21 protein-coding genes are annotated in these 26,906 nt (G+C 60.7%); 12 read left to right on the plus strand and 9 right to left on the minus strand.

What is annotated here, in order from left to right; genetic code table 11:
- Window positions 1–64: 64 nt before the first annotated feature.
- A complete protein-coding gene (locus tag BN4575_RS14790) occupies window positions 65–829 on the minus strand; it encodes a substrate-binding periplasmic protein (protein ID WP_068978753.1) in 765 nt (254 codons plus the stop codon).
- A 323-nt stretch (window positions 830–1,152) separates the two neighbouring features.
- Here BN4575_RS14790 and BN4575_RS14795 point away from each other — a divergent pair, with 323 nt between their 5' ends.
- From BN4575_RS14795 to BN4575_RS14815, 5 genes are all read left to right on the plus strand, one after another.
- Entirely contained in the window at window positions 1,153–1,698 is a 546-nt protein-coding gene (locus tag BN4575_RS14795; protein ID WP_068978754.1) for a hypothetical protein, read from the plus strand.
- Between the two features lie 55 nt (window positions 1,699–1,753).
- On the plus strand, window positions 1,754–2,773 hold the full coding sequence (locus tag BN4575_RS14800; protein ID WP_068978755.1) for a glycosyltransferase family 2 protein: 1,020 nt from the start codon (window positions 1,754–1,756) through the stop codon (window positions 2,771–2,773).
- Window positions 2,770–3,141 carry a GtrA family protein gene (locus BN4575_RS14805; RefSeq protein ID WP_042020504.1) on the plus strand — a complete coding sequence of 124 codons (372 nt, stop codon included), beginning with the start codon at window positions 2,770–2,772 and terminating at the stop codon, window positions 3,139–3,141. Before BN4575_RS14800 ends, BN4575_RS14805 begins: the two co-directional genes overlap by 4 nt.
- Window positions 3,141–4,307: a hypothetical protein gene (locus BN4575_RS14810; protein ID WP_068978756.1), complete on the plus strand. Its 1,167-nt coding sequence runs from the start codon at window positions 3,141–3,143 to the stop codon at window positions 4,305–4,307. Before BN4575_RS14805 ends, BN4575_RS14810 begins: the two co-directional genes overlap by 1 nt.
- Window positions 4,308–4,523: 216 nt before the next feature.
- Window positions 4,524–6,635 carry an alpha-amylase gene (locus BN4575_RS14815; RefSeq protein ID WP_068978757.1) on the plus strand — a complete coding sequence of 704 codons (2,112 nt, stop codon included), beginning with the start codon at window positions 4,524–4,526 and terminating at the stop codon, window positions 6,633–6,635.
- Window positions 6,636–6,710: 75 nt separating this feature from the next.
- On the opposite strand, the gene BN4575_RS14820 is transcribed toward BN4575_RS14815, so the two are convergent.
- Window positions 6,711–7,337 (minus strand): glutathione S-transferase, encoded by a 627-nt coding sequence (locus tag BN4575_RS14820; protein WP_068978758.1) that lies wholly within the window; start codon window positions 7,335–7,337, stop codon window positions 6,711–6,713.
- Between the two features lie 170 nt (window positions 7,338–7,507).
- Between BN4575_RS14820 and BN4575_RS14825 the strand changes: the two genes are divergently transcribed.
- The 4 genes from BN4575_RS14825 to BN4575_RS14840 all read left to right on the plus strand — a co-directional run bounded on the left by BN4575_RS14825 (window position 7,508) and on the right by BN4575_RS14840 (window position 11,068).
- Window positions 7,508–8,152 carry a response regulator gene (locus tag BN4575_RS14825; protein ID WP_068978759.1) on the plus strand — a complete coding sequence of 215 codons (645 nt, stop codon included), beginning with the start codon at window positions 7,508–7,510 and terminating at the stop codon, window positions 8,150–8,152.
- A gap of 99 nt (window positions 8,153–8,251) precedes the next feature.
- Complete coding sequence (locus tag BN4575_RS14830; protein ID WP_068978760.1) at window positions 8,252–8,848, plus strand: TetR/AcrR family transcriptional regulator; 597 nt, start codon at window positions 8,252–8,254, stop codon at window positions 8,846–8,848.
- An 82-nt stretch (window positions 8,849–8,930) separates the two neighbouring features.
- Complete coding sequence (locus BN4575_RS14835) at window positions 8,931–9,809, plus strand: alpha/beta hydrolase (RefSeq protein ID WP_068978761.1); 879 nt, start codon at window positions 8,931–8,933, stop codon at window positions 9,807–9,809.
- 113 nt (window positions 9,810–9,922) lie between these two features.
- The gene (locus tag BN4575_RS14840) at window positions 9,923–11,068 is read left to right on the plus strand and encodes a patatin-like phospholipase family protein (protein WP_068978762.1); all 1,146 of its coding nucleotides are present in this window, start codon (window positions 9,923–9,925) and stop codon (window positions 11,066–11,068) included.
- A gap of 27 nt (window positions 11,069–11,095) precedes the next feature.
- Here BN4575_RS14840 and BN4575_RS14845 read toward each other — a convergent pair whose 3' ends face one another.
- Window positions 11,096–13,048, minus strand: coding sequence for a monovalent cation:proton antiporter family protein (locus BN4575_RS14845; RefSeq protein WP_068978763.1), 1,953 nt, complete (start codon window positions 13,046–13,048; stop codon window positions 11,096–11,098).
- A 123-nt stretch (window positions 13,049–13,171) separates the two neighbouring features.
- Here BN4575_RS14845 and BN4575_RS14850 point away from each other — a divergent pair, with 123 nt between their 5' ends.
- Complete coding sequence (locus BN4575_RS14850) at window positions 13,172–14,074, plus strand: GGDEF domain-containing protein (protein WP_068978764.1); 903 nt, start codon at window positions 13,172–13,174, stop codon at window positions 14,072–14,074.
- A gap of 87 nt (window positions 14,075–14,161) precedes the next feature.
- Here BN4575_RS14850 and tilS read toward each other — a convergent pair whose 3' ends face one another.
- Window positions 14,162–15,520: a tRNA lysidine(34) synthetase TilS gene (tilS, locus tag BN4575_RS14855; RefSeq protein ID WP_068978765.1), complete on the minus strand. Its 1,359-nt coding sequence runs from the start codon at window positions 15,518–15,520 to the stop codon at window positions 14,162–14,164.
- Window positions 15,521–15,721: 201 nt separating this feature from the next.
- Here tilS and BN4575_RS14860 point away from each other — a divergent pair, with 201 nt between their 5' ends.
- Both BN4575_RS14860 and BN4575_RS14865 read left to right on the plus strand, forming a co-directional pair.
- Window positions 15,722–17,755 carry a M13 family metallopeptidase gene (locus BN4575_RS14860; protein ID WP_068978766.1) on the plus strand — a complete coding sequence of 678 codons (2,034 nt, stop codon included), beginning with the start codon at window positions 15,722–15,724 and terminating at the stop codon, window positions 17,753–17,755.
- A gap of 59 nt (window positions 17,756–17,814) precedes the next feature.
- Window positions 17,815–18,264, plus strand: a complete 450-nt coding sequence (locus tag BN4575_RS14865) for a PliI family lysozyme inhibitor of I-type lysozyme (protein WP_068978767.1) — start codon at window positions 17,815–17,817, stop codon at window positions 18,262–18,264.
- 76 nt (window positions 18,265–18,340) lie between these two features.
- On the opposite strand, the gene pdxY is transcribed toward BN4575_RS14865, so the two are convergent.
- From pdxY to yjeH, 5 genes are all read right to left on the minus strand, one after another.
- Window positions 18,341–19,201 carry a pyridoxal kinase PdxY gene (pdxY, locus tag BN4575_RS14870; RefSeq protein ID WP_068978768.1) on the minus strand — a complete coding sequence of 287 codons (861 nt, stop codon included), beginning with the start codon at window positions 19,199–19,201 and terminating at the stop codon, window positions 18,341–18,343.
- 109 nt (window positions 19,202–19,310) lie between these two features.
- A complete protein-coding gene (locus BN4575_RS14875; protein WP_068978769.1) occupies window positions 19,311–21,443 on the minus strand; it encodes a lysine decarboxylase CadA in 2,133 nt (710 codons plus the stop codon).
- Window positions 21,444–21,519: 76 nt separating this feature from the next.
- Window positions 21,520–22,854 (minus strand): cadaverine/lysine antiporter, encoded by a 1,335-nt coding sequence (gene cadB / locus BN4575_RS14880; RefSeq protein ID WP_068978770.1) that lies wholly within the window; start codon window positions 22,852–22,854, stop codon window positions 21,520–21,522.
- A gap of 762 nt (window positions 22,855–23,616) precedes the next feature.
- A complete protein-coding gene (cadC, locus tag BN4575_RS14885) occupies window positions 23,617–25,170 on the minus strand; it encodes a lysine decarboxylation/transport transcriptional activator CadC (RefSeq protein WP_068978771.1) in 1,554 nt (517 codons plus the stop codon).
- Between the two features lie 393 nt (window positions 25,171–25,563).
- Window positions 25,564–26,844: an L-methionine/branched-chain amino acid transporter gene (gene yjeH / locus BN4575_RS14890; protein ID WP_068978772.1), complete on the minus strand. Its 1,281-nt coding sequence runs from the start codon at window positions 26,842–26,844 to the stop codon at window positions 25,564–25,566.
- Between the last annotated feature and the right edge of the window lie 62 nt (window positions 26,845–26,906).

Genomic DNA, 26,906 nt, shown 5'->3' on the forward strand with positions numbered 1-26,906 from the left:
GTCAGCCCTGATCTTCAGGCCTGATGCTCAGGGCGCTCATCATGCGTGAACAGCCATCACTTTGCTAGCGCCCGGGGCCATAACGTTGCCAGATAATGTCGTATGCATCTGTTCCCTTAAACGCGGTTAACGCCTGATTAAATTGTTGCAAGAACTGCTGCGACACACTGCGTTTGCTCAGCATAAAAAAACTCGGCGATTCATACACCACCATGGGGTGATAGGCGAATTGGCCACTCCGGCCTTCCTTTTTCAGCCCACTGGGTGTCGCCAACATGTCACCGAGAAAGCCATCAATGCGCCCCCTAGCCAACTTGTCGTAATTCTGCTTGTCACTCACCTCACTCACCTGGCTGGCATAACGGCCAAGCAGCGCCATCACCTCATCACCATAAAAGTACTCTTTGGTGATCCCGAGGGTATAACCCTTGGCCAGCCAGCTCGCCAGATCCGGCTCTGAGTAGTTGCTGTCCTTGCGGATCCATAACAGGGTCCGCCCGGGGTTGTAAGCGTCTGAAAACCAGGCGTAACGGGCACGCTCATCATTGATGTTCGCCTCCATCGCCATGTCTATCTCGCCGTACTCCATCTCATGGAGTACCCGCTTCCAGGGCAGCTCCACATAGTTGACCTTGCAGTCCATGGAGGAGAGCACGGCCGTCAGCACTTCGACGGCATAACCGCGCACCTGTTGCGGTGAGTCGGCCTCGTGATAATGGTAAGGAGGCCAGTTATCGTAACCGACCTGAATGGGCTCGGGACAGAGTGCCTTGGCAAAGGCCATTGGCGCCCATAACCCGCATAACAGGCAGTAAGAGATCCACTTCATATGTCATCCTTGACGAAAAGATGGGCCATCATAAAACGGCCCCGGTAAAATGGCGATAGAGGGCACATAACTATGGCATGCGCTAAAAAATGGCACAGCAAAACGGTGATGCATGTCAATCTGCTTGTGTGATCGCCACGGATTCCGGTCACTGGCGCCTCGCCAACTCTGCATATTGGAAAAAACAGCACTATTTGGCACAAGGACAAAGAGGGGTTAATATGTGACCAAATTTTTTTTTGTGATCCACTATGCTTTTTTTGCAATTGGATTAGCATATGCGCGACATCGGCCTACCAATTCTGTCAGGCGTAGAGAGTGATATGACGTACAAAAAGTTCGGTTTTTTGACTGCCATTATGGCGTTAAGCGGTTTTTATCTTTACACCCTCTATCTGGCTGCTCACCCCAACGTGAGTCTGGCCTACAAACTCTATTATCTGGAAGGCAAAACCCGCTTCTGGGAACACAACTCCAGCATGACCTATCAGCCAGGCAACGAGCTCAATCTGACCAAGCCGAGCCGCTTCCTCTCCAGCGAAGGCTGGGCCAAAAAGCCAAGCGATGCAGGCACCCTGCTCACCGGTCAAGGCGGTCTCTATTTTGTGCTGCCAAAACAGTCAGCCAATCCTGATCAACTGACGGTACACGCCCGCATCAACAGCCCAGAGGCTGGCGCTCTGCTGAAGGTGGCCTTGGGTCACGACTTCACCACCACGATTAAAATGGCCAAAGCGGGTATCAACGAGATCCGTCTCAGCCTGCCAGGTGACTCTCTTACCGCAGACCCCAAACACCCCAACTTTCTGGCACTATCGGCACCTACTCCCATCAACGTGGAGTCGGTACGTTTGACTGTTGCCCAGTAATCCTTGCGCCGAATACCATTTTATAAAAACAACTATCTCTAATAAGGACGTTCTTATGTCGCATCCAGATTTTCGACTCTCTCTGGTCGTTCCCGTTTATAACGAGGAAGAGAGTATCGATGCCTTCATCAACGCGATAGACAATGAACTGGCCCCGCTGAAAGACCAGCTTGAAATTGTATTCGTCAACGATGGTAGCCGTGACCGCACCCGTGAAGTAGTCGAGCAAGCCATTGCCCGCGACCCGCGCATCACCCTGGTCAACCTGGCTCGCAACTTTGGCAAAGAGGCGGCGATGACCGCTGGCCTGCACCATGCCAAAGGGGACGCCATCGTGCCGATGGACGTGGATCTGCAAGACCCGCCCGCCCTGATCCTGGAATTTGTCAAACTGTGGCAAACCGGTGACTATGACACCGTCTATGGCATCCGGGTCGATCGCAGCGCCGATACCCCGATGAAACGCCTGACTGCCGGTGGCTTCTACCGTTTCTTCAACGCCCTCTCCACCAGCACCAAGCTGCCGGAGAACGCCGGTGATTTCCGCCTGATCGATCGCCGCGTGGTCGAGGCAATCAAGCAACTGCCCGAGCGCAACCGCTTCATGAAGGGTCTGTTCGCCTGGGCCGGTTTCCGTGCCGTTGGTGTGCCCTACGAGCGCCCCGCCCGTCACGCCGGTGAAACCAAGTTCAACTACTGGAAACTGTGGAACTTCGCCCTCGACGGTCTGCTCAGCTTCTCCAGCTGGCCGCTGCGAGTCTGGAGCTATGTGGGGGTAAGCGTCTCGCTGGTTGCCTTCCTCTACATCCTGAAAATCATCACTCAGGTGCTCTTCTTCGGCATCGACGTACCCGGTTACGCCTCCCTGATGTCCGTGGTGCTGTTCCTCGGTGGTATCCAGCTGTTGTCGCTGGGCATCATAGGCGAGTACATCGGCCGCATGTTCGTGGAAGTGAAGCAGCGCCCCGTCTACCTCATCGAAGGTGTCTATGGCGAGTACGCCAAACGGGATGCTAATAAAAAGCCGGATGATGTAAAAGAGCCGCAAGATAAGCAGGAGCAAGCGCCTCAATGATCTCCCGCGAGGAATTCTGGCGGCTGGTACGTTTCGGTTTTGTCGGCGGGGGGGCTACCCTCGTCGACCTTGGCACCTCCATCGCACTGTTTCATACCTGGCCGACCATGTCGGAGCATCTGGTAACGACGCTGGCCTTTGCCATCGCGTTCTGGTTCTCCTTCTTTGGTCACCGCTACATCACCTTCCAGAAGCAGGGAGCCGCCAGCAAGTTTCTGCTGGTCGCTCTCTTCTCGCTGGCGGTACGTAACCTGATCCTGAGCGGCCTGCTGTTTGCCGGGCTCTCCGGTCTGCTGCCGGTGGTCATCGCCACCCTGACCGTTACCGTCCTCACTTACGTTCTCTCTCGCGTCTGGGTTTTTGCCTGATGAATGATATGACCAATACCGCCCCGTTAACCGGGGCTGCACTCCCCTATCGCCCGTCACTGCGCATCAGCGGCCGTGACTGGTTGATGATCATCGCCGCCTTCTTGCTGAGTCGGGTGGCGCTTTATGGCATGGGCTACTTCGGTGTCCAGCTCTATGGCTCCCCCGATATCGGCCCGCTGCAGGCCTATTGCCAGTTCGATTGTGTCTGGTTCCAGCGCATCATCGAAAACGGCTACGACCTCTACCCGCGCTGGCTGAGCAAGGGCAATGCGGCCAACTGGGCCTTTATGCCGCTCTATCCGATGGTCTCCGGCGCCATCTCCAACCTGTTCAATGTCGAGAGCCTAATCGGCCTCATCATTGTCGCCAACGCCTCTTTCTTCGCCGCTTTGGCGCTGATGTTGCTGGTGCTGCGTCAGCTCAAGCTCGGTGACGACACCGCCCGCTTTGGCGTCTGGCTGCTCGCCTTCTCCCCCTTCTCCGCCTACTTCGTCTCCGGTTATACCGAATCGACCTTTATGGCGCTGATGCTGGGGATGTTCCTGTTCGCCTATCGGGAGCAATGGCTAATGGTTGCCCTGCTGGGGGTCTGTATCTCCGGTACCCGCAACCTGGGGGTGATGATGGTGTTCCCGGTGCTGATCCTGGCGCTGCAGGCTTACGGCTGGCGGGAGTTTTTCCGCTTCACCGAGCGCGCCTTCAAGGTGGTGTTCACCCTCTGGATGATCCCCTTTGGCCTGTTCGCCTACATGGTCTACCTCTATCACCTGACCGGTGATGCGATGGCGTTCAAGCACATTCAGGTGGCCTGGGGTCGCTACATGGACAGCCCGCTGGACTGGTGGCTGAGCGGATTCGAGCTGGGCGGCCGCAAGGCTTACCTCTCCATCATGGTGATCTTCGGCTGGTGTCTGAACGGCTACCTGTTCAGCCAGAAGCGCTGGGCTGAAGCGACCCTGATGTTCATCTGCTGCACCATTCCGCTGATGACCGGCCTCAACGCCATGCCACGCTACATGTTCGGGCTCTACCCGACCCTGCTGGCCATCATTCTGCTGACCCATCGCTGGCCCGCCATCCGTCCTGCGGTGCTCTGCCTCAGCGGCATGGTTGCCTCCTTCATCGCGGTGGCCTTCGTCAACTTCAAGTTCTTCACCGTCTGATGTAAGGACGATGCCTGAAACGCCAAATGCCGGTCACCTGACCGGCATTTTTTATCCCCAGATTTATCTCACTCCCGTCTCCGTCACACTTTCCTCGGCTTGAAAACGTAACCATTTGCACTGAGTTCACAAATCGGTATTTTGCCGATCCAACAGTGCCTTATGGCCTCCTAGAATGGGCCCTTGTCCGAACTGCCCTGCTCAAGGAATGGCTTAATGCGTCGTGCTCCCCTTTTATCCCCCCTCTGGCTCGCCCTGCTGGCCGCCCCGCTGTTCACCCAACAGGCGATGGCCGCCCCCGAGGTTCACCTCTATGTGGATGGTCAGCCGGTGGCGGCCCCGATCGCGCTGGACAAGGGCATGGTGGAGCTGACCCATCCCCTTGCCAAGGGAAGCCACCAGATCCGCATCAGCGATGCAGGCAACAGTTGCGGCACCAGCTTTGGCCCGAGCGAGAGCAAGCCACTCCCCTTCAGCACCGCCCAGCCGATGGACAAATGCAGCAAGGAGCAGAGCTTTACCCTGCGGGTGATGCTGGCGGGGGAGTATCAGTTCACCTTCAACCCGGATACCCCCAGCCTCAAGGTGCTGCGGGCAACCAAGAAGAGCGAATTCAAACGCCAGCCACCACAAGAGCCCTGCATCAGCTGGGATGGTGGTCCGGTCACGGTATCCCTGAAAGGGGTTTGGCCCGACGGCACCCGACTGCGAGATGCCTACTCGAAACAGGAGGCGGTGGTCAAACAGGGCAAGCTGACTCTGACCCCGAGTAAAGAGAGCGGCGGCCTGCTGCTGCTCGAACCGGTCAAGAGAGCCAAGCCATCGCCATTCAGCTGGGATCAGGCGAGCGTCTATTTTCTGCTGACCGACCGCTTCCACAATGGCGACCCTGCCAACGATCACAGCTTCGGCCGCCAGAAGGATGGTCAGGATGAGGTGGCCACTTGGCATGGCGGTGACTTCAAGGGGCTGACCGAGAAGCTCGACTACATCAAGTCGCTGGGCATGAACGCCGTCTGGATCACCCCCATGGTGGAGCAGGTGCACGGTTTCATTGGCGGCGGCGAGCAGGGCAACTTCCCCTTCTATGCCTACCACGGCTACTGGGCGCTCGACTTCACCAAAATCGACCCCAACTACGGCGACGAGGAGAGCCTGAAAACCCTGGTGGACGAAGCGCACAAACGCGGCATGCGGATCATCCTCGACGTGGTGATGAACCACGCCGGTTACGCCACCCTCGCCGACCTGCAGGATCTGGGGCTCACCGGGCTGACCCAGAACAGCGGCAAACTGCCGACCACCTGGAACCAGTGGCGCCCGAGCGGCGGCCTCAACTGGCATGGCTACAACCAGTTCATCGACTATCAATCGCCAGCGTGGAACAAGTGGTGGAGCGGTGACTGGGTGCGCGCCGGTCTGCCCGGCTACCCGCAACCCGGCACCGACGATGTCACCGGCTCGGTGGCGGGGCTGCCGGACTTTCTGACCGAATCGACCAAACCGGTAGGGCTGCCGCCGCTGCTGGCGGCGAAAAAAGACACCAAGGCCAAGGTGCTGCCCGACGCCACGGTGAGCGACTACCTGATCGCCTGGCACACCGACTGGGTGCGCCGCTTTGGCATCGACGGTTTTCGGGCCGATACCGTCAAACATCTGGAGCCCGAGGTATGGGCCAAGCTCAAACAGGCGGGCACCACTGCGCTCAAGGAGTGGAAGGCCACCAACCCGGACAAAGCCCTCGACGAGCTCCCCTTCTACATGGTGGGCGAGGTGTGGGATCACGGGGTCGCCAAGGATTTCTGGTATCAGAACGGCTTCGATTCCCTGATCAACTTTGACTATCAGCGCGAGTTCGCCCTGCCCCAGGCCCAGTGCATGGCCAGCGCCGAGCCCACCTATGCCAGCTACGCCAGTCGCATCAATCAGGATCCCGAGTTCAACGTGTTGAGCTACATCAGCTCCCACGACACCAAGCTGTTCTTTGGCGACTATCAGGATGTACCGCTGCAGCGCCGGGTCGCCAACAGCTTTATGCTGCTGCCGGGGGGCATCCAGCTCTACTACGGCGACGAGTCTGGCCGCGGGCTGGCCAAGGATGGCGGGGTGTTTGATCAGAGTGTTCGCTCGGACATGAACTGGCAGGAGCTGGCCAGCGGAGACAAGGCTGAGCTGGTCAAGCACTGGCAGCAACTGGGCCAGTTCCGCGCCGCCCATCCGGCCATTGCGGCAGGCAGCCACCAGAAACTCTCGGAGACTCCCTACGCCTTCGTGCGGGAGAAGGGGGATGACAAGGTGGTGGTGGTCTTTGCCGGTCGGCAGAAGTAACCCTTGAGCCACATTCACCAGCAGCAGAGAGGGGAGCCACTGGCTCCCCTCTCTCGTTTATCCATCTGCCACGACTCACTGTGACTGGCGCGCCGCCACCGGCCACTGCAACCGCGCCTTGAGCAGAGTCTCCTGCCACAGGGGCCAGGCCAGCAACGCCTGCTGATAGGCTCCGGCCTGACCGGGCAGCACGATGCCGTAGCTGGCCAGCCGATAAGCCATCACGGTATAGAAGGCGTCGATAATACCCGCCTCGCCAAAGTAGAAGGGGCCCCGCGCCTGCGACCAGATCTCCTGCAAACGGGCCAGCTCGCCGACCGCCTCCACCGGAGGATCGATACGGGTTGGCGCACCAAGGAAGAAGGGGAGCAGAGAACGGATCTGGCGAAATCCCGCGTGCAACTCGGCGCAAAGGCTGCGAGCCAGCGCCCGCTCGGCCAGCGAAACAGGATAGAGCTGGCGGTCGGGACAGAGCTCGTGAATATATTCAGCGATAGCCAGCGAGTCGTGGACCCGCACCCCGTCATGCTCCAGCCAGGGCACCAGACCGGCCGGTGCCAGCCGCTTGAGTCGCGCCAGCGACTTGGCATCCTCCAGATCGAACACCTGCTCCTGCCACGTCAGCCCGCTCATGGCGAGCACCAGTGCCGCCCGCATCGCCCAGGTCGAACCTGTGCCCACCGCCAATACCAAGGATCCCATCTGTTGCCTCCTGCATGAGTTGCCTGCGACCAGCCTGTCTGCCCTGATGGCAACACATCCGATGGTCGCTTCACATTTGCGCACCGGCGGGTTTGACCCCCTTGGTGAGCGATGCTAGTTTGATTTTTCAAAACAATCAGTTAGCAACAATGTGAGCCATTAACCGAAATATGGACAGCCAATTTACCATCGTCATCGCAGATGACCACCCCCTGTTTCGGGGCGCCCTCTACCAAGCGGTGCACATGGCCATCAACGACGCTCAATTGCTGGAAGCGGACTCCATCGACAGCCTGATCAGCCTGCTGGGGGAGCACCCCGAAGTTGACCTGCTGCTGCTCGATCTCAAGATGCCAGGGGCCAATGGCTTCGAGGGGCTGGCCCACCTGCGTGGCCAATATCCCGACCTGCCCATAGTGGTGGTCTCCGCCTCGGAAGATACGGCCATCATCCAACAGGTGTTGCGGCTCGGCGCGCTCGGCTTTATTCCCAAGTCGGTACCGATGAAGGAGCTGGTCAACGCCCTCAATACGGTGATCGGGGGGGATAACTGGGTGCCGGAAGGCATCTCGCTCCATCCCGAATCGGAAGATGGCCCCGATTTCGCCAGCAAGCTCGCCAGCCTCACCCCCCAGCAGTACAAGGTGCTGATCATGCTGCGCGACGGCAGCCTCAACAAACAGATCGCCTGGGAACTCAACGTCTCCGAGGCCACTATCAAGGCGCATATCACCGCCATCTTCCGCAAGCTCGGGGTCAAGAACCGCACTCAGGCGGTTATCGCCCTGCAACAGCTCGATATCAGGGAGAACTGAGACACGCGCAAGACAGCATAGCCAGCCATGCTGGCTATTTGTTGCTCGACAATTAGCACGATCGTACTTTATGCTGCCAGCGCCAACTAGGAGAGAGTGATGAGCAAGGGGCGCCTGACCCGGGAAAACATTTTGCAAACTGCCTTTGAGCAGGCGAGCCAGCAAGGGCTGGAGAGCCTGACCATCGGCTCGCTGGCCAGCGCCTGCGAAATGTCGAAAAGCGGCCTGTTTGCCCACTTTCAATCCCGCGACAATCTGCAGATCGCCGTGCTGGAGTACGCCGCCGAGGTGTTTCGGCTGCGGGTGATCCAGCCGGTACGCCAACAAGATCACCGCAGCCAGCATGACAAGCTGATCGCCCTGCTGCGCGCCTGGCAGGCGTGGAACCACTGCTTCGCCGGACGCTGCATGTTCCTCGACGCCTGGACCTCGGCGCAGGATGGCCATGAGCAAACGAGCCAGGTGCAGCAAGCAGCCCGTCAGCTGGTGCGCTTCTGGCTCGACTATCTGGCCCGTCAGGTGGTGCAGGGTCAGGCCGCAGGCGAGTGGCGACAGGAGATGGATCCCTGGCGCGCCGTTTACCGCCTCTATGGCCTCTATCTGGCGGATCAGGTGTTCAACGACCTCGAACTGTGTCAGGATCCGGCCCGCCACTTCTGGCCCGAGGTGGATGCTCTGCTGAGCAGCTGGCGCTGATGTTTTAGCATCCGTTCAATACGACTTTTTAAAAACCGATAAAAAAGCACGACCGTTCGCACATAAAAACCACAGGATGACCATGAGCAGCAAGATCTACTTCAACACCCGCCGCTTCAGCCCGAGCAAATGGCTGTTGGGGATCGGCACCCGGTTGCACCACAGATTCGCCCCCACCCATGCCAAGCGTACCGCCAGCAAGTTGCTACTCACCCCCCAGCGCAACCAGCGGGATGGTAGCGAACCTGCCGGTCTGGTGAAACAGGCCGTCCATACCAGCGAAGGGGTACTGATGAGCTATCGGCTCGGTCAGGGGCCACTGTGGTTGCTGATGCACGGCTGGTCCGGCAGCGCCAGCCAGTTCTATCCGCTGATGAGCCATATCGCCGCGCAGGGTTTCACCGCCATTGCCTACGATCATCCGGCCCACGGCCAGAGCGCAGGCAATACCGGCCACCTGCCCCGCTTCGTGCGTGCCTTCGACGAGCTGGCGACCAGGTTGGCCAGCGAAGTGGGCCCGCTGCACGGGGTCATCGCCCACAGCATGGGGGGCGCCGTCACTCTCTCCAGCCGTCAGCCTGGTATCGATGCCCTGCCACTGCTGTTGATTTCGCCGGTGCTCGACTATGTGCCCCAGCTCTACGGCATGGTGGCGCGCTCCGGCTACTCCATCCGGTTGTTCGATGCGGTGGTCAAGGAGATTGAGCAGGAGTACCAACACCCCTTGAGCACGGTCGATCCGCTGGGCCGACTCGCCAGCCGCAGCGGCGCGGCGATAATCGTGCATGACGAGGAGGACAGGTTTGCCCCCCACGGCGATTCCTTGCGGGCCAGTCAGGATGGTCATACCCGGCTGGTGAGCACCCGGGGTCTGGGCCACGGTCGCATCCTCGCCAGTGCCCCGGTATTCGCCGCCTTCGATCAGCTGGCGCGGCCGGAAAATCCTCACCGCGCCCTTTGACAGAGGGTCATGAAAAAAACGGGCGAGCGCCCGTTTTTATATTTGATACAGCGCCTTATAGTTAACTTGTCAGTGGGAACGCCCCTCTCGGGCCAACAATAAGGCGCCAGCATATGGCCAGACCGAATACAGCGTTGTTGCTCACCGGTGGCGGTGCTCGCGCCGCCTATCAGGTCGGCGCCCTCAAGGCGATTGCGGAGCTCTACCCGCGCAATCTCGGCATCCCTTTTCCCATTCTGTGTGGCACCTCGGCGGGGGCCATCAATGTCACTGCGCTCGCCTGCTACGCCTCCTGCTTCCATCTGGGGGTGCGCAAGCTGGAGTGGGTCTGGCGCCGCTTCGAGACGCACCACATCTTCGATTTTCACCCCGGTCGGCTGCTGTGGCGGCTGATGTACGAGGGCTCGGCAGGGCTGATCAATCCCCACACCAACCACGCTTTTCAGCTCTTTGATAACGCCCCGCTGCGCCGCCTGCTGGATCAGCTCATCGACTATCACCGCATCGATGACAACATCCTCTACGGCAGTCTGGAGGCGCTGGCCATCACGGCGTCAGATTACGATGACGGCCTCTCCACCACCTTCTTTCAGGGGCGGGCCGACCACCATCCGTGGGAGCGGGCCAGACGCCGCGGGGTGCGCACCCTGCTCACCTCGGAGCATCTGCTCGCCTCCTCGGCGCTACCCTTTGTCTTTCCAGCTACCCATATCGGCGAGAAGTTCTACGGTGATGGCTCAATCCACCAGCTGAGCCCGTTAAGCCCTGCCATCCATCTGGGGGCGGAGCGGATCCTGCTGATCACCCTCGATCCGCCTGAGCACTCGGCGCCCACCCATCATCACGGCCACCTCACCAGTTCCAATATCGCCAGCCATCTGCTCGATACGGTCTTTACCGACACCCTCAACTCCGATCTGGAGCGGCTGTGGCGCATCAACCAGACCCTGGATCTTATCCCGGAGCGGGAGCGCAACCGCCTGCAGCTGAAACGGGTGGAGACCTGCGTGCTGAAACCGAGTCAGGATCTTGACACCATAGCGCTGGCCTATCTGCACAAGCTACCGCTGCCCTTGCGCCGCCTGTTGCGGGTGTTGGGCGTGAAGGGGGATGAGACCAGCAGTCTGGCCAGCTTTCTGATGTTCTATCCGGGTTACTGCCAGCAGCTGATCAAGCTGGGCTATCAGGACACCCTCAGAGAGCGGGAGCGGGTCGCGGCCTTCCTTGATATCGAAGGGCAGCCAAACGAGGGGGAGTAAACGGGCGGCCGATGAGTGCGAGGGGACTCAGTGCCCCTCCAGCAGACGCTGCTCCGCCTGCTCCATCGCCACCACGGTACCGAACAGGATCAGCCGATCGCCGGCAGCCAGCACCAGCTCGGGTCTGGGTTCCAGACTCTGATCCCCGCGCTGAATCTCTTTGATCCTTATCTCATCAAGGGGCAACTCCCGCACCTCCCGCCCCACCGCCCACGCCTGATCGTGCAGCAACAGCGGATGGAGACGCTCAAGCAGCTGATCTGCCTCCAGATTGCTGGCGCTCTGATCCCCCCAGTAGAAGCCGTGCAGGAAGCGATACTGACTGCTGCGCTCCAGCTCCATCCGGCGGATCACCCGACCGATGGGGATATCGCAGTTGAGCAGCAGGTGGGAAACCAGCATCAGGGCCCCCTCCTGGGATTCGGGGATCACCTCAAATGCCCCCGCCTGCTTGTACTGCTCCAGAAAGCTGTCATCCCGGGTGCGCACCAGCACCTTGAGCTCCCCCGCCAGTTCGCGGATCAGCGCCAGCATCGCCTCAACCCGCTTGCGATCATCGAAGGTGATGATCACCAGCCGCGCCCGCAGCAACCCGGCGGCCAGCAGAATATCGCGGCGACTGGCATCACCGAAGGCCACCTGCTCCCCCGCCAGCTTGGCCTCGCTCACCCGTTCGGGATCGAGGTCGAGGGCCAGAAAGGGGATCTCCTCGATCTTGAGGAAACGGGCACAGGTCTGCCCGGCCCGACCAAACCCGGCGATGATAACGTGCTGGTTTTTGCTCAGGCCAGACTGGGCCACCTCGGAGCGAGTCAGCAGCGCCGGATCGGTGAGACTGCGGGCCAGCGAATGGGCCTGGGTCACCAACCAGGGGGTCATGGCGATGGAGATGATGCCGATGCCGATCAGCAGGGAGACCAGTTGCTGATCCAGCAGGCCATGGTGGAGCGCCAACGCCAGCAGCACGAAGCCAAATTCACCGACCTGACTCAACATGATGCCAGCGGCCATGCTGTCGCGCTTGCGCTCCCCCATCAGCCGCCCGGCCAGCAGCACCAGCAGGGATTTACAGAGCACCAACAGCACCACACAGACCAGCACCTGCCACCATGCCCGCGCCACCAGCTCCCAATCCATGGCCATGCCGATGGTGATAAAGAAGAGCCCCATCAGCACATCGCGAAACGGCTTGATGTCCACCTCCAGCTGATGACGGTAGTGGGACTCCCCCAGCATCATCCCCGCCAAGAAAGCCCCCAGCGCCATCGACAACCCGAGCGAGTGGGTCATGAAAGCGGCGAGCAGCGCCACCAGCAGGGCGCTCAGCACAAACAGCTCGTCGGAGCGGGCCCGCGCCACCTCGTGAAACAGCAGCGGCAGCAACCACTTGCCGACCGCCAGCAGGGTGAGCAAGGCAAACAACCCCTTGAGGGTGGCCCAGGCGATCTCGGCGGCCAGGGCGCTGCCCTGCACGTCCGGCTGAGCGAGGATCGGGATCATCACCAGCAGGGGCACCACCGCCAGATCCTGAAACAGCAGCACGCTCACCCCCAGCTGAGCGCGGCGGGTGTGGAGCTGCTTCTGCTCGCCGAGCTGCTTGATCACCACCGCCGTGGAGGAGAGCGCCAGCGTCCCCGCCACCACCAGCGCCTGCGCCAGACCCAACCCCCACCACCAGGCCAGTGCGAAAAAGAGCAGCGAGGTGAGCAGCACCTGCAAGCCACCCACCCCCAACACCAGTCGGCGCATCGCCAGCAATTTCGGGAGGGAGAACTCCAGCCCCAGCGAGAACATCAGAAAGACGATCCCGAGCTCGGCAATGGTCTGCATGATCGACTGGCCGGTGATCACCGCCAGCCCGTGAGGGCCGAGCAATACGCCGGCAATCAGGTAAGCGAGGATCACCGGCAGCCCGAGGCGCCGGAAAGTTGCCACCAGCAAGACGGCGGTAAACAGCAGGATCAGCAGGTCTGTGTACAAATTTTCCTCTCCTTTTTATCGACTTAAGTCTAGTCAGCCGATGTGGGCGGAAGGAAAGATATATTGGGCATGCCAATTGCAAGCGACGAGTAGGAAAGTCGTTAGATACACAGGTGAAAGACCATGGAAAATACATCGTCACTTAATGGCTTTAGTCATGGCATCGAGCAGTGGGTTCGCCAGATGGAGCGGCTCACACCGCTACCCAGCGTGGAACGCAACCAGTTGCTGGAGCAGTTGTTGGGGCAGAGCGATCTTGGCGGTTTGCTGACAACTTTTGCCGATCGTGCGGCAAAAATTGTCAGGATCCATGGTCTTTACCTCGACTGTGGCCAACCCCAGGTGCTGATCCAGCACCCGCCGCTGGCCACCCTCAACCTGCACAACTATCCGTTTGAGCTGCGCGGTCAGCACAGCCAGCTGCTGGGTCAACTCCACTACGAGCTGGAACATCCGCTCAGTGGCAGACAGCAACGGGTACTGACGCAATATCATCAACTGCTCTGTCTGCTGCTGCCCCTCTACCTGCGGCTGGAAAAACTGGATCAACTGGTACGGCTCGATCACCTGACCGGCCTTGGCAACCGATCCTACTTTGACGAAGCCATCGGCCGCGCCATCGAGCAACACAGCCGCGAGCCCTACGGTCTGGTGCTGGTGCTGCTGGATCTCGATCGCTTCAAGCAGATCAATGACACCTGGGGTCATCCGGTGGGGGATCTGGTACTGAGCCGCTTCGCCCAGCTGCTCAAGGGGTGTATCCGCAGTACGGATCAAGCCTTCCGGCTCGGGGGGGACGAGTTTGCCCTGCTGCTGCAACCGGCCGACCCCGAGGCGTGGCGCCCGGTCTGGCTGCGACTGCAGCATATGTTAATGACCAACAAGGAGCTCAGCACCTTCTCGGTCGGCTGTAGCCTTGGCGCCGCCAGCTGGCAATCGGGCATCAGTGTGCAAAGCCTCTACGAGGCGGCAGACAGCCACCTCTACGCCCGCAAAAAAGCCGGCAAGGCCAGTCATCAGGAATAATCCCGAACTCTTCTTTGCTCCGGCACATGTGCATCATGTGACCGGAGCTTCTTTTTTTTGGGGCTAACCGCTCACACCGAGATCAAGTCAGGGGAGATCGCGCTCGGGCAGGATGGGGGTCGTACCGCGCTCCTGCCAGCGGCACACCAGCCCGGCCCCCTGCGCCATAAAGCCGTCGCAGACAAAGAGCCCCACCACCGCCGCCACCTGCTCGCCATAGTAGAGGATGGGAATGCGCCCCCGCTGCCACGAGGGAACGCCATACTCCTGCAGCAGCTTCTTCATCCGCCGACTGCCGCTTCGCCCCACCGGTTTGAGGGGGATGCCGGGCGCCACCTGAAAACGCACCGAGAGCGGCTCATCCGACCGGGGGGCACGCAACTGCCCCTCGCCGCGCTCCGCCATGCGCACCACCAGCTCGCCCAGCCCCTCTGGCAGGGTCAGCGGCTCACCCACAATCAGCGGCAACACCTGATGACAGGGTTGCAGGTCAGGGCTCACCAGATAGAGCCGCTCATGAAAACGGCGGCAGCTCTGGCGCCCCCAGTTGAGCTGGGGATTGGCATCGCCGCGCGCCAGCGCCACTTCCTGCCACAGTCGGGCAAGCTGCTCACGGGATGGCATCTCGCCCCCCTGACGGCGGATCCAGTAGCGCAGCAGGTTGTTGCGCCGGGTAGGAGAAAGGTCGAGCAGCGGGCCGATATGGAGCGCCTCCCCCTCGCCCGCCAGCTGCCAGTCACTCTCGGCCAGCTCGTCCAGCAGCGCCTCCTGCTCGGCGCACAGGGCCATGCTGCGCGCCGCGGTCTGGGCCATGGCGGGCCAGCGCGCCTTGAGCTGGGGGATAAGCGTCTGGCGCAGAAAGTTGCGGTCATAGCTCACGTCCTGATTGCTCTCATCCTCCACCCAGCCAAAGGGAAGAGTGGCCGCCGCCTCAGCCAGCTCGGCGCGACTGACATCTAGCAGCGGGCGCAGCAACAGGCCACCGGCAAAGGGCTGGCTTGGCAGGATCCCCGCCAGCCCGCGCAGACCGGCGCCACGCTTGAGGGCCAGCAGCAGGGTCTCCAGCTGATCGTCCTGATGGTGGGCAGTGAGCAGCCACTCCCCCTCCCGCATCCGGGCCGTCAGCCGCTGGTAACGGGCGGTGCGCGCCTGCGCCTCCAGACTCTCGCCATTGCCACGGGCCAGGGTCACCCGCTCGACCAGCAGCTCCACCGCCAATTGCTGACACACAGATTCACAATGCGCAACCCACTCATCGGCATGGGGGCTGAGGCCGTGGTGCACGTGCAGGGCGCGCAGCACAAGGCCGTGCTCGCGGGCATACTGCGCCGCCAGCACCAGCAGCAGGGTAGAGTCGAGACCACCGCTAAAGGCCACCAGCAAACCGGTGGAACCTTCCGGCGCAGGCATAGTCAGACTAAAGCGAGAATAAAGATGAGAAATCATAGGCTTCCCCAAAACAGACCGGCCGAATCTTAGCAGAGTCAGGCTTATCAAGCTGCCCCCCTGCTGCTAGAGTGAGGCTCGCTCCCCCTCAGCACCAAGCAGGCAGGCCGCCAAGCAAACGAACCGACAGACAAAGCGTTCGAACCGCATGTCGGAGCAATGAGGCTGGGAAGCAAACAACCCGAATTGGAATCAAACAGCATGAACAATAACAAAAGCTTACTGGCCGGCCTGATTGGACTGGCCCTGCTGGCTGGCTGCAGTCAGGCACCGCAAGAATCCCCCAAACACTCCGGGCTGGCGCTGGCCAATATGGACACCCAGGTCAAACCCGGCGATGACTTCTTCCGCTACGTCAATGGCAAGTGGCTCGCCACCGCCAAGATCCCCGATGATCGCCCCGCCGATGGCGCCTTCTACATGCTGCGGGATAAATCCCTCGCCGATGTGCGGGTGCTGGTCGAGGGGCTGGCCAAGCAGGAGGCCGCCACCGGTACGCCGACCCAGCAGATCCGCGATCTCTACGCCAGCTATCTGGATCAGGCAGGTCGCGATGCCAAGGGGCTCACCCCGCTGGCACCGGCGCTGGCCGATATCGACCGGATCGGTGATCAGGCCGCACTGGCCCGCGCCTTTGCCCAATCAGGCCGCATGGGCGGCGGCGCGCCGTTCGGCATCTGGATCGACGCCGATGCCAAATCCCCCGACCGCTATGCCGTCCACCTCTATCAAGGGGGATTGGGGCTGCCGGATCGGGACTACTACCTCAAGCAGGATCCCGAGAGTCAGGCCCTGCGCCAGAAGTACCAGCTGCATATCGCCGCCATGCTAAGCCGCCTCGGGGAGTCTGACCCGAGCGGCAAGGCCAAGCGGATTCTGGCCCTCGAAACCCGGCTCGCCACCATCCAGTGGGACAACGTCGCGCTGCGGGATCGGGAGAAGAACTACAACAAGCGCCCCGCCAGCGAACTTGCACGGCTCGCCCCTCATCTCGACTGGCAGGCCTATCTGAACGCGGCGGGCATCGCTGCCCAGCCGGATCTCATCATCGGTCAGCCGGCCTATCTGAGCGCGCTGGATCAGGTGATGGCACAGACCCCCATCGCCGACTGGCAGGCCTACCTCAAGTGGCAACTGCTGACCGACTACGCCCCCTATCTCGACAGCGAGACCGACCGGGCCAACTTCGCCTTCTACGGCACCACCCTGAGCGGCACGCCCAAGCAGCGCGCCAGCTGGGAGCGGGCGCTCGGGGTGCTGAACGATCATCTCGGTGAAGCGGTCGGCCAGCTCTATGTGGCCCGCTACTTCCCGCCAGCGGCCAAGGAGCGGATGGAGCAGCTGGTGGAGAACCTGCGCACCGCCTACGGCCAGAGCATCAAGGAGCTCGACTGGATGTCGCCCGAGACCAAGGCGCAGGCGCTTGAGAAGCTGGCCAAGTTCCGCCCCAAGATCGGCTACCCCGACAAGTGGCAGGATTACAGCGCCATCGCCATCAAACCGGATGATCTGGTGGGTAACCTGCAGCGCTCACAAGCCTTTGAATACGCAGACAGTCTGGCGCGCCTCGGCAAACCGGTCGACCGGGATGAGTGGCACATGTCGCCGCAGACGGTGAACGCCTACTACAACCCGAGCAACAACGAGATCGTCTTCCCGGCGGCCATTTTGCAGCCCCCCTTCTTCGACATGACGGCGGATGATGCGGTCAACTACGGCGCCATCGGCGGGGTCATTGGCCACGAGATGGGCCACGGTTTTGATGATCAGGGGGCCAAATCCGACGGTGACGGCATGATGCGCGACTGGTGGACACCGCAGGATCTCAAGGAGTTCCGCTTCCGTACCAGCCGTCTGGTGGCCCAGTACAACCGCTTCGAGCCCATCAACGGCCAGTTCGTCAACGGCCAGTTCACCCTGGGGGAGAACATCGGCGATCTGGGCGGTCTCACCATAGCCCACAAGGCCTACGAGCTGTCACTGGATGGCAAGGAGGCGCCGGTGCTGGATGGCTTTACCGGCGAACAGCGCTTCTTCCTCGGCTGGGCACAGGTGTGGAAGGGGATGTATCGTCCCGAGCTGATGCAGATGTTGCTGCGCTCCGACCCCCACTCGCCCCCCGAGTACCGGGTCAACGGGGTGGTGCCGAACATTCCCGCCTTCTACGAGGCATTCAACATCCAGCCCGGGGAGAAGCTCTATCTGCCACCCCAGAAGCGGGTGAAGATCTGGTAACAGCATCACGGCGGGCTCCCCCGGGAGCCCGCGCTCAACAGACAGCAAGAGGTTGCAAGATGAACAGAGCATTGATGATGGCAGGGCTGCTGACCCTGCCGCTGGCGGCGCAAGCACAAACACAAGCCGAAGAGGGATTTAGCAAACAACTGACCCTCCCCTCCGGTCAGGTGATCAGGGTTGCGCAGGGGGTCGGTGAGCCCGCCTCCATCGGCAGCTATGACGTGCGGCTCTATTCAGGTCAGAACGCCCAATTTCCACTGGATGAGTTTCAGGATGGCAAGGTGATGGCCCGCAACGGCTTTATCCGGGAGCTGAAGCTGGTCGATTTGAATGGCGACAAACAGCCCGAGCTGGTGGTCATCATCGAGAGCGCTGGCAGCGGCAGCTATCAGGATGCCGATGCCTACACCGTCACTCCGCAAGGGGAGCTGGAGATCTTCAATCAGGTCAAGGAGCTGGAGCCCAAAGAGGATGTGGTCAAGGCGCTCAAAAGCCCGCAGGACTGACCCATCTCCCGGCACAAGCAATATAAAAAGCCCTGATGATCAGGGCTTTGTTGTTTCTGCGGTTGGCGCAAACGGCTCAGAGGCGGGTCGCCCGGATGGAGACCTGCGGCAGCGCCATCTCGTGCTGGGCCGCCACCAGTTGCAGCTCATAGGCCCCCGCCAGCCAGGTCTGGGCCAGCACCGCATCGACGCTGGCGTTGGTGCGCTCAAACGCCGCCAGCGGGGTGCAACCGGCCAGCAGATTGGCCAGCAGGGTGGCGCTCAGCAGATCCCCCACCCCGATGGGATGGCGGGCAAAAGGGTAGAGCGGGCGGGAGAGGTGAAAAGCCCCCTCCTCGCACACCAGCAGCATCTCGAAGCGGTCCATGGCAAAACCGGCCTTGCCCAGATGTTTCACCATCACCAGCTTGACCCCTTGTGCCCGCAGCTGCTGGCACGCCTCGATGGCCTCCGGCACATTGCGGATATCGCGGCCGGTGAGCTGTTCCAGCTCCAGCAGATTGGGGGCCAGCATATCGGCGCAGGCCAATGCCCGGTTTTTCAGAAAATCGGCGACGCCGGGTGCCACTATGCACCCCTTGTCGGGGTGACCCATCACGGGGTCACAAAAATAGAGGGCGGCCGGATTGAGCGCCTTGAGTCTGGCCACCGCCGCCAGGATCTCCTCCCCCTGTTCGGCCGAGCCGAGGTAGCCGCTCAAGATCGCATCGCACTCGGCCAGCACGCCGATCTCCGCCAGGCCATTTACCAGCTGACGGATATGGCCGCCGGGCATCACCATCCCCTGCCAGCCTTCGCGGTATTGGGTGTGGTTGGAGAACTGCACCGTGTTCATCGGCCACACCTCGATGCCTAGGCGACGCATGGGAAAAACGGCGGCGCTGTTACCGGCACAGCCAAAGACTACGTGGGATTGAATGGAGAGCACTCGCTTCATGGTTGGCGACTCACGCAATAAGAACAAAAATTCCGGAGGGAAAAACGGGCCTGGCGGCCCGTTGTTGTGACTTTCGATGGTGGTCACTTTCGATGGTTGTCACTGGCGATTAACGCAGCACCTTGACGGTGTAGCTGCCATCGGCCTGACGATAGAGGCCGTGGATATCGGTCTCGAAGCCCGGGTAGTGGGCACCGATCTCGCACAGCATCTCGAGGAACTCGAGCACCGGCAGGGAGTCGGCAGTCACCATCTCGCCCGGCAGTACCAAGGGTACTCCCGGCGGGTACGGCAGAATCATGTTGGCGCTGATACGGTCAACCATGTCACGCAACGGCACCTCTTCCAGATTGCCCGCCAGCTCCTGCTGCCATGCAGCGTGCGGGGTCATCTTCATCTCCGGCAGCACGTCGAATGCCTTGAACATCAGCTCCGGCAGACGATATTTGCAGGTCAGATCGTGGATGCTCTGGGCCAGCGCCTGAATGCGCATCCCTTCGTAGAAGCTCGGGTCTTCACGATAGAGGCTCGGCAAGATGTTCTTGATGGTCAGGTTCAGATCATAACCGCGCTTGAACTCGGTCAGGGCACGCAGCAGCTGCATCGCCTTGGACTGATCGATACCGATAGAGAAGAGGAACAGCATGTTGTAAGGACCGGTCTTCTCCACCACTATGCCGCGCTCGTCCAGGAACTTGGAGACCAGTGAAGCAGGGATACCCTTCTCCAGCAGCTGGCCATCACGCCCCATACCCGGGGTCAGCAGGGTGACCTTGATGGGGTCGAGGTACATGTGGTCATCGTCGATGCCGTTGAAACCGTGCCAGTCATCTTTCGGATCCAGCTTCCAGCACTCGACGGTGTCGATGTTGTCCGGCTGCCATACGTCGAAGAACCAGCCTTCACTCTGATCACGCAGACGCTTGATCTCTTTACGGAAGGAGACAGCGCGATCGATGGAGTCCTTGATCAGACGCTTGCCGGTGTTGCCACGCATCATGGCGGCAGAGATCTCGGTGGAAGCCACGATGCCGTACTGCGGCGAGGTGGAGGTGTGCATCATGAAGGCTTCGTTGAAGGTCTCTTCCTCCACGTCACCCTTGATGTGGATCATCGAGGCCTGGGAGAAGGCTGCCAGCAGCTTGTGGGTGGACTGGGTTTCGTAGAACACCTTGCCCGGCATCGCTTCGCCACTCATGCCGCACTTGCCTTCATAGATCGGGCTGAAGTTGGTGTAAGGCACCCAGGCACTGTCGAAGTGGATGTAAGGGGTATCCAGCGCCTCCTTGATGAAACCGGTGTTGTAGAGCAGGCCATCATAGGTGGAGTTGGTGATCACCGCATAACGGGGAGCCTGGGCACCCGGGGTGGCAGCAACCTTGGCCGCTATGGTCTCGCGGCTGAATTCGCTCTGCGGGATACCGCCCAGAATGCCATAGGCGTTGCGGGTCGGGCGGAAGTAGAGCGGGGTCACGTCACTCATCATCATCAGGTGAGTGAGGGACTTGTGGCAGTTGCGGTCAACCAGCACAGTGCTGCCGGCCGGGGCGGAGAACATGCCGACGATCTTGTTGGCGGTGGAGGTGCCGTTGGTGACGATATAGGAGCGATCGGCGTTGAAAGTACGGGCGATGTACTCTTCGGCTTCCTTGTGCGGACCTGAGTGATCCAGCAGGGAGCCCAGCTCCGGCATGGAGATGGAGACGTCAGCCTTGAACGCGTTGGGGCCGTAGAAGTCATAGAAGATGCTGCCGGCCGGGCTCATCTGGAAGGCGGTACCGCCCATGTGACCCGGAGTACAGAAGGTGTATTTACCCTCTTCCACGTACTTGAACAGCGCTTTGGTGAACGGCGGCAGGATGGCGTCCTGATACTCCTGAGTGGCCTGACCCATCTTGAGGGCGATGTCGTCAGCCATGCCGAGACGGTACTCGAAGAAATGCACGTTCAGACGCAGGTCGGTCAGGTGAATATCCAGGGTGGACTGGTCGTTGGCAAAGGCGAAGATCGGCAGCTTCTCGTTGCGATCGTGGATCTCCTTGCACAGACCCAGCGAGTATTTGTCCCAGTCGAAGATGGCGCCGCAAACACGGGGGTTCTTCTCGATCAGTTTCAGCAGGTCGGCGACGTCGACCGGATAAACAACCTCGAAACCCTTGCGCTCGAGGGAGGCTTGCAGCTGGCGAATGGGTTCTTCTTTAAAGAAAACGCCCAGGTGGTTGAGGATGGCAATGATATTCATCTTGATGCTCCACACGTAGAGGGGCGCTCTCCATCAGGGATGGTGAGTGAAGAGCGCTCGGAAAAGGAAAACGGAATTAGTGGCTGGCTTGCTCTTTGAGCAGGGCGTCGTGCTGACGCAGCCCCTGTTTTTTGGCGTAGAACATCAGGATGATGAGCGACACCACGAAGGTGGCAGTGAGGTTGGAACCCTGGGCGCCCATCAGGGCGACCAGACAGAAGACACAGGCGACGCCGGAGAAGATCATGGTGCCGATGCTGCGGGAGGTCATGCCCTCGAAGCGAATGAGGTTAATGCTGGAGTAGAAGTAGGGCAGCATGGTCAGCAGCACCGCATCTGTGGTCAGCACGTTGAAGAGATCTGCTGCGTGAGCGGACTGGGAAGTGAAGGCGGTCAGGCCAATCATCAGGGCAGTCATCTTGAGGGAGCCGAGGATCAGACCCTTCTTGGCGACGCCGTTCTTGTCCAGTTCGCCGTAGATTTTCGGGAAGTTGCCATCGTTGGCGGCACGCTTGCCCGCCTCGCCCACCAGCATCATCCAGGAGCCCAGCGAGGTAAAACAGGCCAGGGCGGTGAAGGCAGAGACGAACGGCGCAGACCAGCTACCGAAGATGGCAGAGGAGGCCATGGCAAACGGGGCACCGGAGGCAGCCACTTCACCGGCCGGGAACATGCCGCTGATCACCTGGGTAGAGAGGATGTAGATAACACCCGCGATACCGGTACCCAGCATGGTAGCGAGCGGTACGGTGCGCTTGGGGTTCTTCACCATGCCGGAAGAGACGGCGGCAGATTCAACACCGACGAAGGACCAGAGGCAGATCAGCACGGCGCTGATGACCGCATGCAGGTCGCTGCCGCTGGTGGTGTTCCAGTTCTGGCTGTAGACGGTGGCATCAAAATGACCCCAACCCATCACCGCAGTACCGACAACCGGCAGCAGGATCAGCACCAGACCCAGGGTACAGAGTCGGCTCACCCAGCTACCGCCAAGCAGGTTGACGAAGGTGAAGATCCAGACGGCAGCGATGGTGGCTGCGGCGGCCGGAATTGGGCTGTTGAGAATGGGGAAGAAAACGGAGAGGTAGGAGACGCCGGTAATGGCGATGGCCAGGTTACCGATCCAGTTGGCGTGGTAGTAGAGCACACCGGTCTGGAAACCGAACACCGGAGAGATCTCGCCAGCGTAAGCAATGGGGCCACCCTCTTGCGGGTTCTTGGTCGCAAGGCGGGCGAAGACGAAGGCGAGGCCCATGGCGCCTACCAGACAGATTGCCCAGCTAAAGACAGAGATGGAGCCGATGGTGGCCAGTGCCGAAGGCAGCAGTGCGATACCGCTCCCCATCATGTTGCCGGCCACCACACCTGTACAGGCGATAAGGCCAATCTTCTTGCTCGTATCGAGGGACATAAGATCTCCGGTTCTATAAAAGGTCGGGTCGTCACATACACATTTGGCGGAACGTCCCGCCAACGAATGGGCACAGACTAGGCCTCTCATCCCCGGAAAACATAAAGACCAGCTAACGGATAAAAATATGAGGCAACTTTTTTCGCCGCCTCATTATTTTTTATAAAAATCATTTAAAAACAGCATCTTGACATCAAGGCGCACCACCATCTTGATAAAACCTTGATATCCGACCGCCCCGTTTTTGCCCCTTGATAACCCCCTTATCTCGCCGTCTTGATATTTTTGGTCAGATAAACCCGGGATAACGAGGCACCCATTGCGCCCCCTCCCCTTGTGGCCATCTGGAAGACCTGCTGATCATCACTCTGAGTGGCCGCTCACCTCCTGTTCGGCCCTCCGCTCGGCTCATCACAATCCAGGCTCAGAGGTAAAGCGCAACGGCGATAACCGGTAAGCAATGAGAAGGTAAGCAATGAGAAATGGGTAGTGACGGACAGCTTATCCCGCCGCCAACAATGAGCAGATGTCACAAGCTGCGCGCGCGGCACAAAGCCGGACAAACGCGAGTGCCGCAAATACCGCGATAAGGCAAATGGGGATAGTGGGGAGCTGCGGGGGATAAATCGGGCCACTCCAGTACGACTATCTGGTGGCAAACAAGCAGGATTGAGACAGGCAGAAACAACACAGGCCGCCAGAAGGCAGCCTGTGGATGGAGCCAGCAACGGGGCTGGCCGAAGGAAAACAAGAGCCGCAGTGTTAGAAGAGCTTCACCTTGCTCTGGCCCAGCGCATTGAACAGGGCGGGGGTGAGGGTCTCCATATTGCTGTAGAAACCGAGCTGCTGGCAGAGCAGATAGGTCTGCTCGGTCGCCTCCATCAGGAAGGCCTGACTGTAGGCATCCCCCGCCGCCTCGGGGCGACCGCCCAGCTCCGCCAGCTTGCCCTGCAGTATGTAGTAGAGCACCGAGCGGCCACGACTCGCCGCCTGCTCCAGCAGATAGTCGGCCTGCTGTTGCTGGCTGTTGAGGATCGCCTGCAGGGTCAAAGCCTCCCACACCCTGGCAGGCAGGGCGCCGCTGTTTTGCACCACGCTGGCAAGATGGGTGCCGATCCCCTGCAGCCGCTCGCTCTCGGATTTGCCCGCCAGGGTCGCCAGCGCCTCGCCAGCCAGATAGCGCTCCGCCAGCAGCAGCGGCTGATCCGGATGGGCAATCAGCGCCTGCTCCAGCAGATCGATGCCGCGCTTGAGGGCGACCGGATCCCGGCTGTTGGTGTAGTAGTGGGCCTCCATCAGTGCCATCAGCGAGGCATCATCGGTGGGCCAACCCATGCCCGGCTCGGCATCCGGCTGGTCGAGGGCGCGCAGCAGATCCTGACTGCTCGCCTGCAACACCCCGTGCACATTGTGGCGGCTGAGCTGGTATTGATGGCTGAACAGCACCCGGTTGGTGTTGATATTGCGGTACTCCAAGTCGAGATAGGTGCCCCGGGGCTGGCGGGTAACCCGCACGCTCAGCTCCTTGCCGGGCATGATGCCCCCCATCAGATTGGTGGCGCCGTACTGCACCCGCAGCGGCGTGGCCACCGCCACCTCCCCCATCAGGGCGCGGGTAATGCCATCGGCCAGACGCACGTTCTCGTTGTTGTCATCCATGCCGGAGTGGAAGCGGAACACCAGCAGGTTGGGATCCAGCATGGCGTGCACCTGGGGGCTGGTGTGCTGGTAGCTGAGCATGCTGACAATGGCGATCAGCACGATGGCAACGAAGATATCGAAACTCACCATCTTCCAGCGGCTGCGCGCATCCTTGGCATGGGTGGAGATGGCGCGGGTCAGGGGCCCGGCGGGAAAAGGGGCGACATTGGGCAGAGCATCATCGTCGTGATCAGCCGTGGGCGGGCTCAGATCAGAGAGAGTCGGGTTGTCGGAGAGAGCAGTATTGACCGCGGGCGCGGGCTGCTCGTCCGCCATCACCACAGCAACCACCTGCGGCTGCCGCACCGGCGCCACCAGCTTGTAGCCGCGCTTGGGCACGGTAACGATATAGTCGGTCGCATCGGTGCGACCATCTTTGAGGATCTTGCGCAGTTCGAAGATGGACTGGGTCACCACCTGATCGGTCACCTCGGCGCCGTCCCACACCTCGTTGATCAGGGCATCGCGGCCAAACACGGTGCCGGCATTGTGGGCCAGAAACCGCAACAGATTGACCAGTCTGGGTTCGAGGTAGACCTCGCGGTCGGGGCGACACAACATGTTGTCGTCAACGCTCAGGGTCCAGTCGTGGATCTCAAAAACCGATTCGCTCATGATTCACTCGCTGCAGATGGTGACAATGCACGATGAGAGTGACGCAAAACCCGGACTGACTGAACGGAACAGGGCGCTGCCAACAAGGAAGCGGCAGAAAAGGGAACCGGAACAGTGAATATCGCTGTGAGTCAGTCTGGCCAGGCCATCCTGTTTACGTCTGAAGGGCATCCTTGCGGGCATTCCGACCACCGGGATCGGAAAGAGGCACTTTAAGCAAAACGGGAGCTGGATCCCACTTTTTTTGGCTATAAATCGCCGCTGAGTTGATCCGACCCCGCACTTTTCGGCAAATTGCGTGCCAGCTAGTATTCATATGAACATCCCATATGCCGGAATCAAAAAAGCCCTGAACATCAGGGCTTTCTCATTTTTCCGGCAATCGGGGAAACGTTACTTCGCCACCGGGAGCGCATCCTGCTGACGACTGCGGCGCAGATAACGCCGCCACAACGAGAAGCAGCCGTAGCCAAGACTCAGCACCACCGCATAGAGCACCTGAGTGGCGAGGGCCACCAGTATCAGGGCGCAGAGCAGCACGCTCACCCCCGCCAGCCCCTTGCCCACCCCGCCGAGCAGGCGCCAGCCCGCCGCCATACAGAGCAGGTAGACCAGCACGAAGTTGCCGTTGGCGTAGCGGATCAGCTCATCAAGGGGCAGTCGCAGCCAGATGATCAGAGTGATACAGAGCAGGCAGATGGCAAGCACCAGGCTGAGCGCCCGCAGCGGTGCGCCGCGCGCGGTAAGCTGCGCCAGCGAAGCGGGCAACTTGCCTTCTCGTGCCATGCTCCAGATCAGCCGGGCAAAGCCCTGAATGTAGATGTTGATGCTGGCAAAACAGGAGAGGTAACCGAGTACCGCCACCAGCCACTTGGCGGTGGGACCAAACAGCAGCGCCAACAGGGAGGGGATGGCAGTGGCGTTTTTCGCCTCATCGCCGTAGAGGCCATATTTGAGCACCACCAGCGAGTGCACCCAGTAGATAAGCCCCGCCAACAGCACCCCGCCGAGCAGGGCGATGGGGTAGTCCCGTTCCGGTCGCTTGAACTCCTCCCCCATATGGGCGAAGGCCTCGAGCCCGACAAAACACCAGAACATCACCGCCAGCGCGGTGGCCATAGGGGGCCACTCCTCCGCGCTCGGCAAGGGCCGGGCCGCATCGCGCCAGCTCACCTCCCCCTTGAACCAGATAAGCAGGGTGAGCCCCAGAATGGCCAGCGCGATCAGCAGTTGCAGGTTGCCGGAGGAGCGCGCCCCGCGCAGCCCCAGCAGAAACACCCCGAGCAGGGTGAGCAGCTGGATGCCCCAGAGGGCCCACTCCCCCATCTCGAACAGGGCGTGCCAGAAACCGGCGGCAATCATCAACGCCGCAGGCAGGCCCACGGGTAACACTGCCAGAAAGAGAAAGGCGGAGAAGCGCTCGGCGCCATTGCCAAAAGCGAGACCAATCAGGTGCGGCGCACCACCCGCATGGGGATAGCGACGGCCGAGGCGAGCGAAGGTAAAGGCGATGGGCAGCACCAGCGCAATCAGCAGCAACCAGGCCCACAGCGAGGCCCCACCCGCCAACGAGGCGGCGGTCGCCGGTACCACGAAGATCCCGGTGCCGAGCAGCGAGGTGGCGAGCAGCCCCATCCCCTGCCAGAGCCCGAGATCCTTTTTCAACCCAGACATATCCTTTTGTCCTGACTAAAAAAACATCCCGCCATGTTAGGCCTCCCCCGCCCCTTTGTTAA

Source organism: Aeromonas sp. EERV15 (genome assembly GCF_900079845.1).
GTDB classification, from domain to species: Bacteria; Pseudomonadota; Gammaproteobacteria; order Enterobacterales; family Aeromonadaceae; genus Aeromonas; species Aeromonas sobria.